12 protein-coding genes are annotated in these 15129 nt (G+C 62.3%); 7 read left to right on the top strand and 5 right to left on the bottom strand.

The window, feature by feature from the left end; all coding sequences use genetic code 11:
* Positions 1-59: 59 nt before the first annotated feature.
* From KUV74_RS15430 to KUV74_RS15420, 3 genes are all read left to right on the top strand, one after another.
* Entirely contained in the window at positions 60-1385 is a 1326-nt protein-coding gene (locus tag KUV74_RS15430) for an MFS transporter (RefSeq protein WP_222516784.1), read from the top strand.
* Between the two features lie 296 nt (positions 1386-1681).
* Positions 1682-4066: an arylsulfatase gene (locus KUV74_RS15425; protein WP_222516783.1), complete on the top strand. Its 2385-nt coding sequence runs from the start codon at positions 1682-1684 to the stop codon at positions 4064-4066.
* Positions 4067-4136: 70 nt separating this feature from the next.
* Positions 4137-4334 (top strand): hypothetical protein, encoded by a 198-nt coding sequence (locus tag KUV74_RS15420; protein ID WP_124804775.1) that lies wholly within the window; start codon positions 4137-4139, stop codon positions 4332-4334.
* 220 nt (positions 4335-4554) lie between these two features.
* Here KUV74_RS15420 and KUV74_RS15415 read toward each other — a convergent pair whose 3' ends face one another.
* Positions 4555-5352 carry a M48 family metallopeptidase gene (locus KUV74_RS15415; RefSeq protein ID WP_045993710.1) on the bottom strand — a complete coding sequence of 266 codons (798 nt, stop codon included), beginning with the start codon at positions 5350-5352 and terminating at the stop codon, positions 4555-4557.
* 215 nt (positions 5353-5567) lie between these two features.
* On the opposite strand from KUV74_RS15415, the gene gdhA reads away from it, so the two are divergent.
* Both gdhA and KUV74_RS15405 read left to right on the top strand, forming a co-directional pair.
* Positions 5568-6920, top strand: coding sequence for an NADP-specific glutamate dehydrogenase (gdhA, locus tag KUV74_RS15410; protein WP_045993711.1), 1353 nt, complete (start codon positions 5568-5570; stop codon positions 6918-6920).
* A 231-nt stretch (positions 6921-7151) separates the two neighbouring features.
* Positions 7152-7928 (top strand): hypothetical protein, encoded by a 777-nt coding sequence (locus tag KUV74_RS15405; RefSeq protein ID WP_124804776.1) that lies wholly within the window; start codon positions 7152-7154, stop codon positions 7926-7928.
* A 122-nt stretch (positions 7929-8050) separates the two neighbouring features.
* Here the strand turns inward: KUV74_RS15405 and KUV74_RS15400 are convergent, their stop codons facing one another.
* The gene (locus KUV74_RS15400; RefSeq protein ID WP_222516782.1) at positions 8051-9757 is read right to left on the bottom strand and encodes a potassium/proton antiporter; all 1707 of its coding nucleotides are present in this window, start codon (positions 9755-9757) and stop codon (positions 8051-8053) included.
* A gap of 188 nt (positions 9758-9945) precedes the next feature.
* Between KUV74_RS15400 and KUV74_RS15395 the strand changes: the two genes are divergently transcribed.
* Entirely contained in the window at positions 9946-11172 is a 1227-nt protein-coding gene (locus tag KUV74_RS15395) for an ABC transporter substrate-binding protein (protein ID WP_222516781.1), read from the top strand.
* A gap of 25 nt (positions 11173-11197) precedes the next feature.
* Here the strand turns inward: KUV74_RS15395 and KUV74_RS15390 are convergent, their stop codons facing one another.
* Entirely contained in the window at positions 11198-11977 is a 780-nt protein-coding gene (locus KUV74_RS15390) for an alpha/beta fold hydrolase (protein WP_045993713.1), read from the bottom strand.
* Positions 11978-12169: 192 nt separating this feature from the next.
* Positions 12170-12859, bottom strand: coding sequence for a 7-cyano-7-deazaguanine/7-aminomethyl-7-deazaguanine transporter (locus KUV74_RS15385; protein ID WP_045993714.1), 690 nt, complete (start codon positions 12857-12859; stop codon positions 12170-12172).
* Positions 12860-13570: 711 nt separating this feature from the next.
* On the opposite strand from KUV74_RS15385, the gene KUV74_RS15380 reads away from it, so the two are divergent.
* On the top strand, positions 13571-13900 hold the full coding sequence (locus KUV74_RS15380; protein ID WP_045993715.1) for an ArsR/SmtB family transcription factor: 330 nt from the start codon (positions 13571-13573) through the stop codon (positions 13898-13900).
* 173 nt (positions 13901-14073) lie between these two features.
* Here the strand turns inward: KUV74_RS15380 and sohB are convergent, their stop codons facing one another.
* Complete coding sequence (sohB, locus tag KUV74_RS15375) at positions 14074-15105, bottom strand: protease SohB (protein ID WP_045993716.1); 1032 nt, start codon at positions 15103-15105, stop codon at positions 14074-14076.
* Positions 15106-15129: the final 24 nt, after the last annotated feature.

Below are 15129 nucleotides of genomic sequence, written 5' to 3'. Positions count from 1 at the left end.
GATGCATCAAGGCGCCAGATAACTACAGGTGGCGCAACGTGCATGTCGGAGGAGCTAGCATGAGGTCTCTTTCCAGCACCGGTTTTGCGGTTTTCGGCGCGGCCCTGGTCGCCATCAGCTACGGACTCGCCCGTTTTGCCTTCGGCCTGTTTGTCCCCCAGATTCGCGATGAGCTGTCGCTGACGCCTGATGCCATCGGCATCATAGGCGCCCTTCCCCTGATCAGCTTCCTGCTGTCCACGGCGGTGGCGCCTTACGCCACCGATCGTCTTGGTGCCCGCTACGCAGCGGTACTGTCCGGGCTTTTCGGTATCGTCGGCCTGGCACTGATCAGCCATGCGGCCGATGCGACCATGCTCAGCATCGGGGTGTTCGCCTGCGGCATCTGTACCGGCCTGATGATGCCCGCACTCACCGCCGGGATGCAGGCGCTGGTGAGACGCTCACTGCATGCTCGTGTCAGTTCGGTCATGAATGCGGGAACCAGTATCGGCGTGATCGTCGCCGTGCCAACGGTACTGTTCATGGCGGACGCCTGGCGACTGGCCTATCTGTCCTTCGCCCTGCTGACGGTCATCGGCGTGTGCGCTACCTGGCTGTACCTACCCTCGGTGTCGCGCATCACGCCTTCCAACGCCGCCGACCCACCTGCATTGCGTGAACTGCCGTGGTCACGGCTCGTGAGGCTCACCCTGTTTTCCTACGCGATGGGCTTCATCTCGGCCGCCTACTGGATCTTTGCTCCGGACCTGGTGGTGACCCTTGGCGGTCTGTCACCAAGCGCCACGGGGTGGCTGTGGCTCGCCGTCGGCATCGCCGGTCTCGGCGGTGCGGTGGTGGCGGATCTGGCCGACCGCAACAATCCGCCCATCACCCAGGCCTTAATGCTGACCATGCTGGCGGCAAGCCTGGCATTGCTTGCCGCCAGCCCCGCCCAACCCGTGCTGGCGGCATTCTCCGCTCTGGTCTTTGGCCTCGCCTACATGAGCTTGACGGGTCTTTACCTGATGACCGGCATTCGCCTGCTGCCCGGGCGCCTGGCGATGGGGCCGGTGCTGCCTTTCATGGCCGTGTCGCTCGGCCAGGCCACCGGCTCGCCGGTCATCGGCGAATTGCTCAATGTCTTCAGCTATGCCGAGGGGTTCGCCATCTTCGCGTCAATCGGCATCCTGGTTGCCCTGCTGTCGCCCTTGTACCCAGGCCATATTCATCAGGTGGGCGATGAAGAGGTGGAAGATCCTCCGGGCCTCCAGTCCGCCTACGATCTACAGCTGCAGAACGAAGCGGGCGAGCCACTGGAGGACCCTGAATACTTGGCTGGAGAAGACCCACGAGATGAGCCGACCGCCGGTCTTGAACACAGCCATAAAGAAGAACGGGGCTGACCCAAGACGCAGCTCCCAAATAGCGCCAAGCCCGGCATAAGTCATGCCCCTGCCAGGACCATGCGGCAATCCTGACCGGGGTCAATCACCCCAGATAACGTCGCGTCATCTCTCCTCGGTGTTATCGCCGCCGATAGCTCGGCCTGCTGTGATGAGTGACCCATAATTTCGGAACGAGTCGCCACCGAAACACAGCAACGATTGTCGCCAGGGACACGCCCGACGAGCCAGCGTTTCCATGCGCAGCAATCCGCCATCGAGGAAGGTGTGTCATGCAGAGGTCCGTGCAAAGGTCCATGCAAGTCATGGTCGGCGTTCTCGCCGGCCTGGTGCTGCTCTCTCCCGTATCAGGCCCGGCTGGGGCAAGCCAGCCCGAGATCGGTCGGCCCGAGACGGACGGAGCGTTATTACCCTTCGCCCCCGCCCCCATGCCGAGCGATGTACCACCTCGCCTCCAGGACGCCACCATGCAGTGGCCGGACGAGCCGTCCCACCTGCTGGAAGACGCCCCCAATGTTCTGATCGTCATGCTGGACGATGTGGGCTTCGGGGTGTCCGAGGTCTTCGGTGGCGAGGTCAGGATGCCAGCGCTGTCGCGCCTGGCCGATGAAGGCATCGAGTACACCGGCTTTCATACCACGTCCATCTGTTCTCCGACGCGGGCGTCCCTGCTGACCGGTCGCAACCATACCCGGGTGGGCTCCGGCACCATTGCCGAACGAGCGGTAGCCTTCGACGGCTACACCGGCGTGATTCCGAAAAACGCCGCCACCATGGCCGAGGTGCTCAAGCAGTACGGCTACCACACCGCCGCCTTCGGCAAGTGGCACAACACGCCGGCGGTCGAGACGACAGCGATCGGCCCCAAGGATCGCTGGCCCACTGGCTACGGTTTCGAGCACTTCTATGGCTTTCTGGGGGGCGAGACGTCCCAGTGGGAGCCACGACTGACCGTGGACACCCTGCATGTCGAGCCCCCTGAAGACGATCCCGACTACCACCTGACCGAGGACCTGACCGACCAGGCGCTCGCGTGGCTCGCCGACTACCGGGCATTCGATCCGGACAAGCCGTTTTTCATGTACTGGGCGCCGGGCGGGGCCCACGGCCCCCATCACGTTGCACCGCAATGGGCCGATCGCTACGACGGCCAGTTCGACGATGGCTGGGATGCCTACCGCGTGCGCACCCACCAGCGACAGCTCGAGATGGGCATCATTCCGCCGGGCACAGCACTCACGCCACGCGACGACAGCCTGCAAGGGTGGGACGAGATTCCCGAGAGCCAGCGCGACTTCCAGACTCGCCTGATGGAAATCTACGCCGGCTTCGTGGAGCACACCGACAGCCAGGTCGAGCGACTGCTCGAGGGCATGGCGGAAATGGGGCTTAGAGACAATACCCTGGTCATCTACATCGTCGGCGACAATGGCTCCAGTGCCGAAGGCCAGCACGGCTCGATCAGCGAACTGCTGGCCCAGAACAATATCGGCAGCAGTGTCGCCCAGCAGCTGGAGGTACTGGATCGCATGGGCGGCCTCGACGTTCTCGGCAGCCCCCAGACCGAAAACATGTACCACGCCGGCTGGGCCTGGGCGGGCAGCACACCCTTCAAGGGCACCAAGCTGCTCGGCGCCTATTTCGGCGGGACCCGCAACCCCATGGTCATCTCCTGGCCCGGCCATATCGCACCGGATGAGCAGGTACGTCACCAGTTCCACCACGTGGTGGATATTGCCCCGACCCTCTACGACATTCTGGACATCCCGCTGCCGGACGTCGTCAACGGCTACCCGCAGATGCCGATGGACGGAATCAGCCTGGCCTACACCTTCGACGACGCCGATGCCCCCGGACGCAAGCAACACCAGTTCTTCGACAATAACGGCAGTCGAGGGCTCTACCTGGATGGCTACTTTGCCGGTACCTTTGGCCCGCTGGTTCCCTGGGATACCTCGAGCGCGGCACAGCGGATCGCCGACTGGGATTCCGCCGAAGATGAGTGGGAACTCTACGACCTGCGAAGCGATTTTTCCCAGGCCAGAGATCTGGCCGATGCTCAGCCTGAGCGACTGGCCATGATGAAACAACGCTTCATGGATATCGCCGAGGACAACAAGGCCTTCCCCACCGGTGCGGGCAACTGGCTTCGCGTCCACCCCGAGGACCGGGTCAAGACGCGCTACGATCACTGGACCTTTACCCAGACGACCCAACGCATGCCGGAATTTTCGGCCCCCGGCGTTGGTCGCCAGAGCACCCGGGCCAGGCTGCGTATCGACACCGGCCAGGGCGATGCCGAGGGCGTGCTGTATGCCACCGGGGGTGCCGGCGGCGGGCTCAGCGTCTATCTTGATCAGGGCAGGCTGACCTACGAGTACAATATGCTGCTGATGGAGAATACCCGCATTCGCACAGCCGCCCTGGCCCCGGGCAGCCACGACATCGTCATCACCACCCGGATCCCGGTGCCCGGTAAAGCGGCGCAGGTGACGATCGAGGTGGATGGGCAGACCGCGGCGGAAGGTCAGGTGCCCTCGACGGTTCCCCTGGCCTTCAGCGCCAGCGAGACCTTCGACGTGGGCCGCGATCTGGGCTCCCCCGTCTCACGCCACTACGCAGAGCGACGCCCTTTCGCCTTTGGCGGCAAGCTAGAAGCCTTTACGATCGAGCTGCTCTAATTGGTGAAGCTTTCGAACTTTACATCGGCAATCAGGGTCATACCCGTGAACTATGCCGAGATGGATGGACATGAAGCATTATCGTGTGGAGAGTTATCAAACAAGAACAATGAAGCGCACCCGCTGGGCGGTGGTGGCATTTTCGGATTCCTCTCCCAACGCCTCACGGCGGGTGGTCTCTCGCCACGATGGACAGGACGAAGCCAGGGCCGCCGCCGCGGCCCTGGCCTTTGAAGACAAGCTCGGCCGCACGCCCACCAACGTCTGACCCACCTGTTGATCTGATTTTCACGCCGTCTTAGCGAGCGCAGGCACTTTTCGCACAAGCCCTAGGCGCTGTCCGAAAAGTCGACGAGCGAAGGTTAGACAAGGCAAAAATCGGTGAGAAAGCGCAGTTTACGGGGTGTAAATGAGCATTTTGACCGGGCTGGCGCACCAGCCGATTTTTAACGCCGTATTACCGAGCGCAGGCACTTTTCAGACAAGCCCTAGCAGCGGCTGGGCGAAACGCCTCTGTAAACCTCCTTGGCCTGCACCATCTCGGCACGCAACCCTTCGATACGTGACTGATGCCCCGGATGGGTGGACAGGATCTCCGGCGGTTGATCACCGCCAACCGATGCCATATTGCGCCAGAGGGCGACGCTCTCGCCGGGATCGAATCCGGCGCGCGCCATGATGGCCAGCCCCATCACGTCGGCTTCGGACTCATGGGCACGGCTGAACGGCAAGGCGATACCAAGCTGGCTGCCGATACCCAGCGCCTGGAGCAAGGGTTCCTGCCCCACGTCGCCTTCGCTCATCAGTCCTACCACCAGCAGCACGGCCTTGATGCCCAACTGCTGGGTCAACCGCTCGTTGCCGTGGTCGGCGAGCACATGGGCGATCTCGTGACCGACCACCGCCGCCAGCTGGGCGGGCGTCTGAGCGACCTGCAGCAGCCCCGAGTGCACGCCGATGCGCCCTCCCGGCAAGGCAAAGGCATTTGGCGAGGGATTGTCGAACACGACCACCTGCCAGTCGTCAGGCATCTCGACCTTGGGATAGACGAGCCGCGCCGACTTGATCAAGGCGTCGCTGACACATTGAACCTCGGCCTTGATGGCGGCATCGGTGGAAAGCGGTAGCTGGCTTCGCATCTGCTCAAAGGCGTCACCCCCCATGTCGCTCATCACAAAGCCAGGCACCAAGGCAAGTTGGCTACGCCCGGTGGGTGTCTCGTCGCAGCCCCCCAGCCCGACGGCCAGCAATAGCGTCAGTACCACGGGAAAATAGGATCGTTTCATCGAGCCTGACCTTTTCATGAAAAGCTGCTGGGCGACCATCGCCCTATCGTCTGAATGATGCCGTTTGTCACGGTGTTTGACTACGGCCGACGTCAGACGCATCTGGAATTCGCCATAAAGCGCATCCTGCTGTCTGACCAGCCGCCCCACTCCTATAGTGAACGAGCCAGCGACGGCACAACGCCGAAGGAAGCCTCAAGAAAGGAGACGCGGCCGTGGATTACCTGCACAACACTCTGGAAGGGCTGAAAGCCACCAGTCCCGCCCAGGCGGAGTTCTATGCCGCTGCAGAGAAGATCCTTGCGTCCCTGAGGCCCCTGCTCGAGTCAGACGCCCGCTACCTCGAGCACGCCATCATCGAGCGACTGGTGGAGCCCGAGCGCCAGCTGATGTTTCGCGTCTGCTGGACCGACGACAACGGCAAGATCCAGGTCAACAAGGGGTATCGTGTCCAGTTCAACTCGGCTCTCGGCCCCTACAAGGGGGGCCTTCGCTTTCACCCCAGCGTCAACGCCAGCATCATCAAGTTTCTCGGGTTCGAGCAGATCTTCAAGAACGCTCTGACCGGGCTCGCGCTTGGCGGCGCCAAGGGTGGCGCCAACTTCGATCCACGCGGACGCTCCGACGGGGAAATCATGCGCTTCTGCCAGGCGTTCATGACCCAACTGGTGGATCATCTTGGGCCCACCGTGGATGTCCCTGCTGGCGATATCGGCGTCGGCGCCAGAGAGATCGGCTACCTCTATGGCCAGTACAAGCGACTGACGCGACGTCACGAAGGGGTGATTACCGGCAAGGGGCTGGACTGGGGCGGATCGCTGGGCCGCAAGGAGGCCACCGGCTACGGCGCCGCCTACTTTGCCCAGCACATGCTGGCAGCCCGGGGTGAAGAACTGCGCGGCAAGACCTGCCTGGTCTCCGGCGCGGGCAATGTCGCCATCTATACCATCGAGAAGCTCCATCAGCTGGATGCCCTGCCGGTCACCTGCAGCGATTCCGGTGGCTGCCTCCACGACCCGGACGGCATCGATCTGGAGGCTCTCAAGCGCTTGAAGGAGGTCGAGCGCGTCTCGCTTGAAGGCTACCTGAAGGATCACCCCCGGGCCCGCTTCATTGCGCTGGACGACTACCCCGCCGACGGCCACGCCGTCTGGCGCATCCCTGGCCAGGTCGCCTTTCCCTGCGCGACCCAGGGCGAGGTCACCCTGGCCGACGCCGAGGCGATGCTCGCCAATGGGCTCGAGTGTCTATGCGAGGGGGCCAACCTGCCGACCCTGCCGTTGGCGGTGGACCGTCTGCTGGAGGCCCGCATCGCCTACGCCCCCGGCAAGGCGGCCAACGCCGGCGGCGTCTCCACCAGTCAACTGGAAATGGCGCAGAACGCCAGCATGCAGATCTGGCCGCTGGAGAAGGTCGATGCCCACCTCCAGGCGATCATGGCCAATATCCATCGCTGCTGTGCGTCCACCGCAGAGGAATTCGGCGAGCCCCACAACCTGGTGCTGGGCGCCAACATTGCGGGATTCAGGCGCGTCGCCAATGCCATGATCGACCAGGGGGCCTGGTAAATCCTGGGACAGGTTTGTCCGGGGGACGGTTGGCAACAAGGACCCTGCCGATCCGCCCGCCGGCAGATAAGCACAAAAACGCATATTACATGCAAGACCGACTACACTATGCCGAAATAGCAATCGAGCCCGCGTTGCAGGGGCTCTCTCATCGGCTGGGGGAATGTCGGGATGCATCAGGGAAGAGTCAGGATTCGGGGCGGCGAGCTCTGCGAACAGAATGGCCTGAGGGTGAACGTTCCGTTAGCCAGCAGATCCGTTGGTGCCGCGCTGCTGATCGGCACACTGGCGATCAGCCCCGGCGTCCTGGCCGAGCAGGAACTCGGACAGGCCGCCTCCGACCCCACTGCGCCACTGATGAACTTCCAGCTACAGAATTCCTGGAGCCCGGAAGTCCACGGCACCAATGATTCACAGAACATCGTCCAGTTCAGAACGGCGCTGCCCTACCGGCTGGCGGGCCACCAGCACATCTTTCGCCTGACGGTGCCCTCACTGACCGAGGATCCCGGCGGTTCCACCGGCCTTAGCGATTCTACGGTGTTCGACCTCACCACCTTCGAACACTCCTGGGGTCGTTCTGGCTTCGGTGTGGTCGCCCTTCTGCCGACCGGCGGTGAGCATCGTGGCGCCGAACAGTGGGGTCTGGGTCCGGCGGTCGGGTTTGCGGCCTCGCGGGGCTCCTTCCTGTATGGCGCCTTCAACCAGAACATCTTCAGTGTCGCCGGTGAGGACGATCGCGAGGACGTCAACCTGAGCATCCTGCAGCCCATCATCAATCTCGGGCTCGGCCAGGGCTGGTCAGTGGGCACTTCGGAGATGAACATCACCTACGACTGGGAGCACAGCGACTGGAGCAGCCTGCCCGTGGGTGGCCGACTCAGCAAACTGGTAAAGCTGGGAGACTCCCCGCTGCAGATCAGTGGTCTGTATGAACACAACTTCGCCGACGACTACGCCGTGCCCGAAGACCAATTTTCGCTGCAGTTCAAGTTGCTGGTGCCCTGACGGGCTCTTCCAGGGCATCTTGGCAAGGGGCTTTCTCGACAGACCCCGCTCGATAATTTCCGCCCGGTTATTTCCGCTCGATGCTTTCCGCTCGATTCTTTCCGATACTGGAACGCTGCGCCTCAGTAGAGGCGCAGACCCACACGGGTGATATGGTTGCCTTCCATCTCGCTCACCACCCAGTGGATGCCATGCCAGTCGACGTCGTCGCCTACCACCGGATGCCCGCCCAAGCGTAGCCCCATGAATTCGCCCAGTGTCAGCGAGGCCTCGCCGGGGCTCAGGGTCAACGCATAGGCATCGGCCACATCGCCCATCCTGGCGTCCGCATCCAGGGTAAAGGTGCCGAAGAAGGCTCGCTGCTGGCGATGCTTGGCGTCGCCGTTGAACAGCCGGTTCAATGCTGGCAGATCGTCGCTCTTGCCGATGACACAGATGATATCGTCGATGCGCAACTGTGTACTGCCCTTGGGGTGCAGCATCACGTGCTGGCGGAACAGGGCAGAGATCAAGGCACCTGAGGGAAAGCGCAGCAGCCGAATCGGGACGTCTTCGAGATCGGCATTTTCGACCTTGTAGACGAACATCTCGAAGTCGTTTTCAGGCAGGATCCCAAGTGGCCCCCGATGATTGGGAGTGGCACTGTCCGGCACCATGACCTTCATGCGGCTTGCCATCCAGGGCAAGCTTCCGCCCTGGATCAACAGCGACAGCAACACCACCGCGAAGGCCACATTGAAGTAGAGGCCGGCTTGCTCGACGCCACCGATGACAGGAAAGATCGCCAGCACAATGGGAACGGCACCGCGAAGCCCCACCCAGGAAATGAACCCTACCTCTCGCCAGCGGAAATGGAAGAACGGCTTGAGCGTCAGCACCACCGCCAACGGACGCGCCACGAAGATCAGCGCCAGGGCCACCACCGATGCAGGCAACAGCACCTCCAGCAGTGCCGAAGGTGTCACCAGCAAGCCAAGCACCAGAAATAGCCCGATCTGACTTAGCCAGGCCAGTCCGTCATGCACCGGCAAGATGAAGTTGAGGTGCCGCCCCGGCTGATTGCCGATCATCAATCCGGCCAGATAAATCGCCAGGAAGCCACTGCCCCCCAGGGCACTGGTCAAGCCAAAGACGCAGAACCCCAACGCCAGGGCCAGCAGCGAGTAAAGTCCCGGTGCAAGATCCACATAGCGCAGCAAGCGACCGATCAGCCAGCCCGCGCCAAGCCCGATGGCGATGGCCATGGCGAACTGCTGAACAAAGAACAGCAGCATGTCCATGGGGCCACCGAGGTCCCCCACCAGCGCCTCGACCAGCACCAGGGTGAGAAAGATCGCCATGGGATCGTTGGTGCCGGACTCGATTTCCAGGGTGGCGCCGACCCGTTCATTGAGGTTGAGCCCTCTGCCACTGAGCATCGAGAAGACCGCCGCAGCGTCGGTAGAACCGACGATGGCCCCGACCAGCAGGCCCTGCAGCAACGATAGATCGAAGACCCACATCGCCAGCAGACCGACCAGACCGCTGGTGATGAAGACCCCGACGGTAGCGAGCCCCAGGGCGGGTTTGAAACCGACACGAAAGGTCTTGAGCCGTGTCCTCAGGCCACCATCCAGCAGGATCATCGCCAGGGCGAGATGGCCGATGACAAAGGCCAGCGAGTAATTGTCGAAGTCGATACCCAGCAGGCCGTCTTCACCCGCCAGCATGCCGAGTATCAGGAACAGCACCAGCAGTGGCACACCGGCCAGAGCGGAAAGCCGACTGGCCAGCACACTCAGCGCAATCAGCGTTCCACACAGAAGAAAGAGACTATTGATCGAATCCATGCGCATCCCTTGCAACGTTCATCATGATTGTCTCACGCCCGGCCCCACGCCGCGATCTGTCGAGTGTAACGTGATTCATCGAGCGCACTTCGAATTACCAGGATGTTGATGGATGCCGCTGGTGAACGAAGCTCGCCCTTGGATACACTAGCGCGCTGGTACGAATGCCTGACCCATGGAGATTGTTGATGCCCAAGTCGTCGCCCAGGCAACACCGGCTAATCCGGCTTGCGGGCTTGAGCTTGCTGCTGGCAAGCCTCGGCGCGTTGCCCCCTGCCCTGGCCGAGCCGGAGGCGCCCGCTGAAGCCGCAGCGCAGCAACAGGCAGCGCCGCCCCTTGCCCAGGAGCAACGGGTCGAGACTTCTTCCGAGCAGATTGGCGGAACGCCCCCTACAAGCGCCGAAGCGGCGGTGGTGAGCGATATCCTCGAGCGCTACCGTGGATTGCCTGGTGGACCCGGTATCGACACGCCCGCGATGCCGGTGGCACCGTCGGCCACGGCGGCTCCTGCCGATCCGATCGCACCGCCACCGGTCACCGAGCTGACTCTAGTGCTGGAATGGTCACCCGGGCCGCAGCACGCTGCCTTGCTGGTGGCTCAGGAGAGGGGGCTGTTCTCGCGGCGCGGACTGAACGTCGTGCTGCAGACCCCCGCCGATCCCGACGTACCTGCCAAGCTGGTGGCGGCATCCCAGGCGGATCTGGCACTGACCGACCAGCTGACCCTGCACCGGCTGGTGGACCAGGGGCGCCCCATCATCAGGGTAGCCACCTTGAGCGAATTGCCACTGTCGGCGCTGCTGGTACGCGAAGATGCGGACATCGACTCGGTGCTGGGACTGATCGATCACCGGATCGGCTACGCGCAGCGCGCGGGACAAGACGTCTTGCTCAGGGCCATCCTTCAACACGAAGGATTGAACCTGTCCCATGTCGAGGCCAAGGACGTGCACTTCAGCGTGATACGCGCGATGAACGAAGGCTGGATCGATGCCTTTATCGGCGGCGCGGCACTGTCTCTGCCGCGAGAGCTCGCCGATCTCGGCATCGCTACCCGCGCCATGCCGACCGAGACACTGGGTATCCCGGTGCATGACGGCCTGGTCGTCGTGGCCAACCAAGACCACTTTCAGGCACAGAAGGACGCCATTCGCGCCTTCGTCGACGCACTGGAAGACGCCACGCGCTGGATCATCGACCATCCCGCCGCGAGCTGGGAGATCATGACTCGACTCGAGCCGACCATGGACAGCCCCGCCAATGCCGAGGCCTGGCCCGACATCAGGCGCCGACTCAGCCTGCGCCCCGGCGCCATGGATCACGGCCGCTATCGTCGCCTGGAGCGCTATCTACATGACCAGAAGATCGTCGAACGCTTGACCCCGATCTCGCGCCTGGGCAAGGACCCCGGCTAAACCACAGACGCCTTGATTGCAGTGGCTAGTCGTCCAGAGAGGCCAGAAACTCGGCCACTTGCTCCTGAAACTCCTGCGCCCGCTCGGTGTGCAGCCAGTGACCAGCGTCCAGGGTCTTGACTTCGGCCCTGGGCAGGACGGCGCGCAGCGACTCAAGCAGGTCATCGGCGACGTAGTCGGAGCGACTACCGCGCAACACCAGCGTCGGCACATCGATGCTTCCTTCGCCACCGGGCGGTGCCATGATCTGGCCGTAGCCGGCTTCGATCGCATCGAGATTGACCCTTAGGCGTAGTACGCGATCGTCGTCGCGCACCAGATTGGTAGCCAGAAACATGCGGGTGGGCTTGTCGTCGATCACCTCAGCCATCAAGGCATCGGCCTCTCGCCGGTCGGTAGGCTCACCCTGTTCGACACGCCGCAGTGCGCTGAAGACGCTATCGTGACGGTGTTCATAGGCGACCGGCGCGATATCGGCAACGATCAGCGACGCCACCAGCTCAGGATGAAGCCTGGCCAGGGTCATCACCACCTTGCCGCCCATGGAGTGGCCAAGCAGGTGCCCTCTGGTGACGCCGCAGCGGTCCATCACCGCTGCCACGTCTTCGGCCATCTGGTCATAGTCCATACCCTCGGCATGAGGAGAACGGCCATGATTGCGAAGATCCAGGGCGATCACACGGCGCTCGCCCGACCACTGTTTGACATGGGAGCGCCAGTTGTCGGCGCTACCCAGCAGGCCATGAACGATGACCAATGGCTCTCCCTGACCACCACTGTCCGTATATTCCAGGGAAACCGTCATAGCTGCACTCCTTTGAGCGATCGAAGGTTGGAAGAGAGCCGGTAGAACGTCGTACTTCACGACACCAGCATAGTACTGAACGTGCCAGGCGGGGCGCGGAGCCAGGCAGCAAGCACAGCCATAGCAAACCAGGGCGGGGCTAGATCGCAACACCGGCCCAGCAGGCTCAACCGCCGGGGATCGAGGCCCTTATCAGCGTCCCTCTCCCCGAGCGACCTGCTCCGGCCAGACGTCCTGACTGCCGGTCACCGCCACCAGTCGCTGGCTCAGATAACGCAGCAGCACGCCGTACAGGGGCAGGAAAAAGGCCAGACTGATCGCAAGTTTGATGGCGTAGTCGACCGCTGCGATTTCTGGCCAATGCTGCGCCATGAACGGGTCAGGGCCAGCCTCGAAGGCGATGGAGAAGAACGCCACGGTATCCACCAGATTACCGACCAGGGTCGACGCCGCCGGCGCCACCCACCAGTGCTTGAGTCGCCTGAGCCGGTCGAAGACCTGCACGTCGAGCAATTGTCCGAGCAGGTAGGCCATGAAACTGGCCAGTGCGATCCGGGCGACAAACAGATCGAAACCATCGAAGGCTGCAAGGCCAGCGAAGCCGCCCTGCGGGAAGACCACCGAGACAACGTACGACACCACCAGCGCGGGCAGCATCACGCGCATCACGATGGCGCGCGCCGGCCCCTTGCCGAACAGGCGTACCGTCAGATCGGTGGCCAGGAAGATGAAGGGAAAGCTGAAAGCGCCCCAGGTCGTGTGCAAGCCAAATACCGTAAACGGCAGCTGGACCAGGTAGTTGCTGGCGGCGATAACGACGATATGGAAAACGACCATCAGCGCCAGCAGGCGACGGCGCTGTTCGAAGGACAGAGTGAACATCATGATTCCTTTTTCGCAAGGGGTGAGGGAACCCTGGGAACAACCACAATACGGCTACAGGCACGCCTGGCTGCGATACGTCTGGATGGCGCAAGATTTCGAGCCGTATGGCGATAAGTCTCGCGCCACCGCGTGGGGTGCAAATTTTGCGGCAGAAATTATACGAGACAAGCCTGCGCCTTGCCAGCACTCCCTTGCTCGACCCCTTCCCCTTTACCCACAGGCCACCCCGGGTAGACGGGCAAAATCAGATAACTGCAGATCCAGGCACCAGATGTGCCATACAGGATACCTAGAGAAACCTGATATTGCACAATATTGTCAGTCTGCTAAATACAAATACAAGAAACAACGCGATGGACACACTTTGAAAAACGTATTATCTAATTCTGCCGAAACGGTCACAAACACGCGTTTAAGACGCGTTTACTTCAACAATGCGCTATTATTGAGAAGTTTCTTAATCACTAACGGAAAGAAAGGCTTCGGCTTTCATCAGCGACCAAATGAAAGGAGTCCTGCGCCCCGGACCAACACTATTCCGAGGAGCCGGATACGCCGAATCCGACTAGCGGATCTCTTCGATGAGGATGACAAGCCATCCATGCACAACACCTCGATCCCTATTGCCGTCCATCTCGGGTGGCGCCTAGCGCCACGACGTCCAACGGGTGAAATTCGTGTCAGTCACCGCTGCAAGGGAGAGTGCTGATGAACAGCTCACAACGTGTTGCCGGCCGCCTGCTTGAGGGTGGAGATGCCGTGGTAGACAGAGCGAGCGGCCTGCTGAAAGCCATCGCCAACGACAATCGCCTAAGAATCCTGTGTCTACTTGAAGGCAACGAGCTGTCCGTGACAGAGCTCAATCAACGCCTGAGCCTGAGCCAGTCGGCCCTATCCCAGCACCTTGCCATCCTCAGGCGAGCCGAGCTGGTCAGTACTCGGCGCTCCTCCCAGACCATCTACTACTCGCTGCAAGGCGACAGCGCGAGCATCATGATCGCCGCCATCGTCAAGATGAACGCAGCCAACGACGACTGAGGCGCGACCACAGACTTTGCAGGCGCTTCGCACCCGATAGCCCTCACTGGAGGGCATCGGGCTCGCTCGATGGACAGAACGACACGGGCAGGCGGAGCTGGGGCGGCTCAGGTCAGGCAGCATTGTGATCCAATATTGCGATCCAATATTACGAACCACGACGCGGGCTTCGCCTACCGATGCTCCCAGCCGGACGCATCGACACGCTCTTCCACCCGATCGAGCGCCTGCTCGACCATGCCAGAGGCGGAAAAACCAAGACGCTCGGCCAGTGATGGCACCGCCGCAAGCCTCAGGCTCAGCACCTTGCCACGTTCCATCGCCTTGCTGAGATAAGCCTCGCTGGTGGTGACCTCATCCGCCAACCCTCTGGACACGGCCTCTTCTCCGTACCAGACCTCGCCGGTAGACACGGCGTCGATATCCACGCCGGAGCGGCGCTGGTCGACGTAGTCCTTGAACTTGGCATGGATGGCGTCGAGGTCCGCCTGCAGCTTGTCTCTGCCTTCCTCGGTGTTTTCGCCCAGCACGGTGAGCGTGCGCTTGTAGCGCCCGGCGGTCACCAGCTCCACATCGACGTCATGGCGCTTGAGCAGGCGGTGGATATTAGGGATCTGGGCCACCACCCCGATGGAGCCGATTACCGCAAACGGGGCCACCAGGATGCGTTGTGCGTTGCACGCCATCAGGTAGCCGCCGCTGGCCGCCACCTTGTCCACGCAGACCGTCGTCTTGAGGCCCCCCTCGGTGAGCCGGTGCAGTTCCGCCGCCCCCTGCCCATAGGTGTGGACCAGGCCTCCGGGGCTCTCCAGCCGAATGACCACCTCGTCCCCTTCCTTAGCCACACCAAGCAGCAAGGACACTTCGCGAGCCAGGCGGTCCACGCCGCTGGCCTTGAGGTTGCCATGAAAATCGATCACCCAGGTGGTGGCGTTCGATGCCACGCCTTCGTCCTGCCTGGGCTTGGTATCCCGACGCCACGGCCAGCGCAGACGAGACCGCTTTTCTGTGCCTGTCCTGGCTTGTACCAAACGCTCGCGCCACTGACGCTGACGCTGACCCAGGTCCTCGATCCTGAGTTGCTCCCTGGGTACACTGCCGCCACCCTTGGCCCGGGCAAGCACGATCAGCGCCAACAGCACGACCCCTGCCACCAGCAGTAGCTGAACAAAAAAGGTCAGGATCTCACCCAGCCAGTCTTCCATCGCTCTCTCCCTGTCAGCCGGCAC

The organism is Halomonas sp. DP1Y21-3 (assembly GCF_019801245.1).
Lineage (GTDB): Bacteria > Pseudomonadota > Gammaproteobacteria > Pseudomonadales > Halomonadaceae > Halomonas > Halomonas litopenaei.
This window is presented reverse-complemented; position numbering and strand designations above follow the sequence as displayed.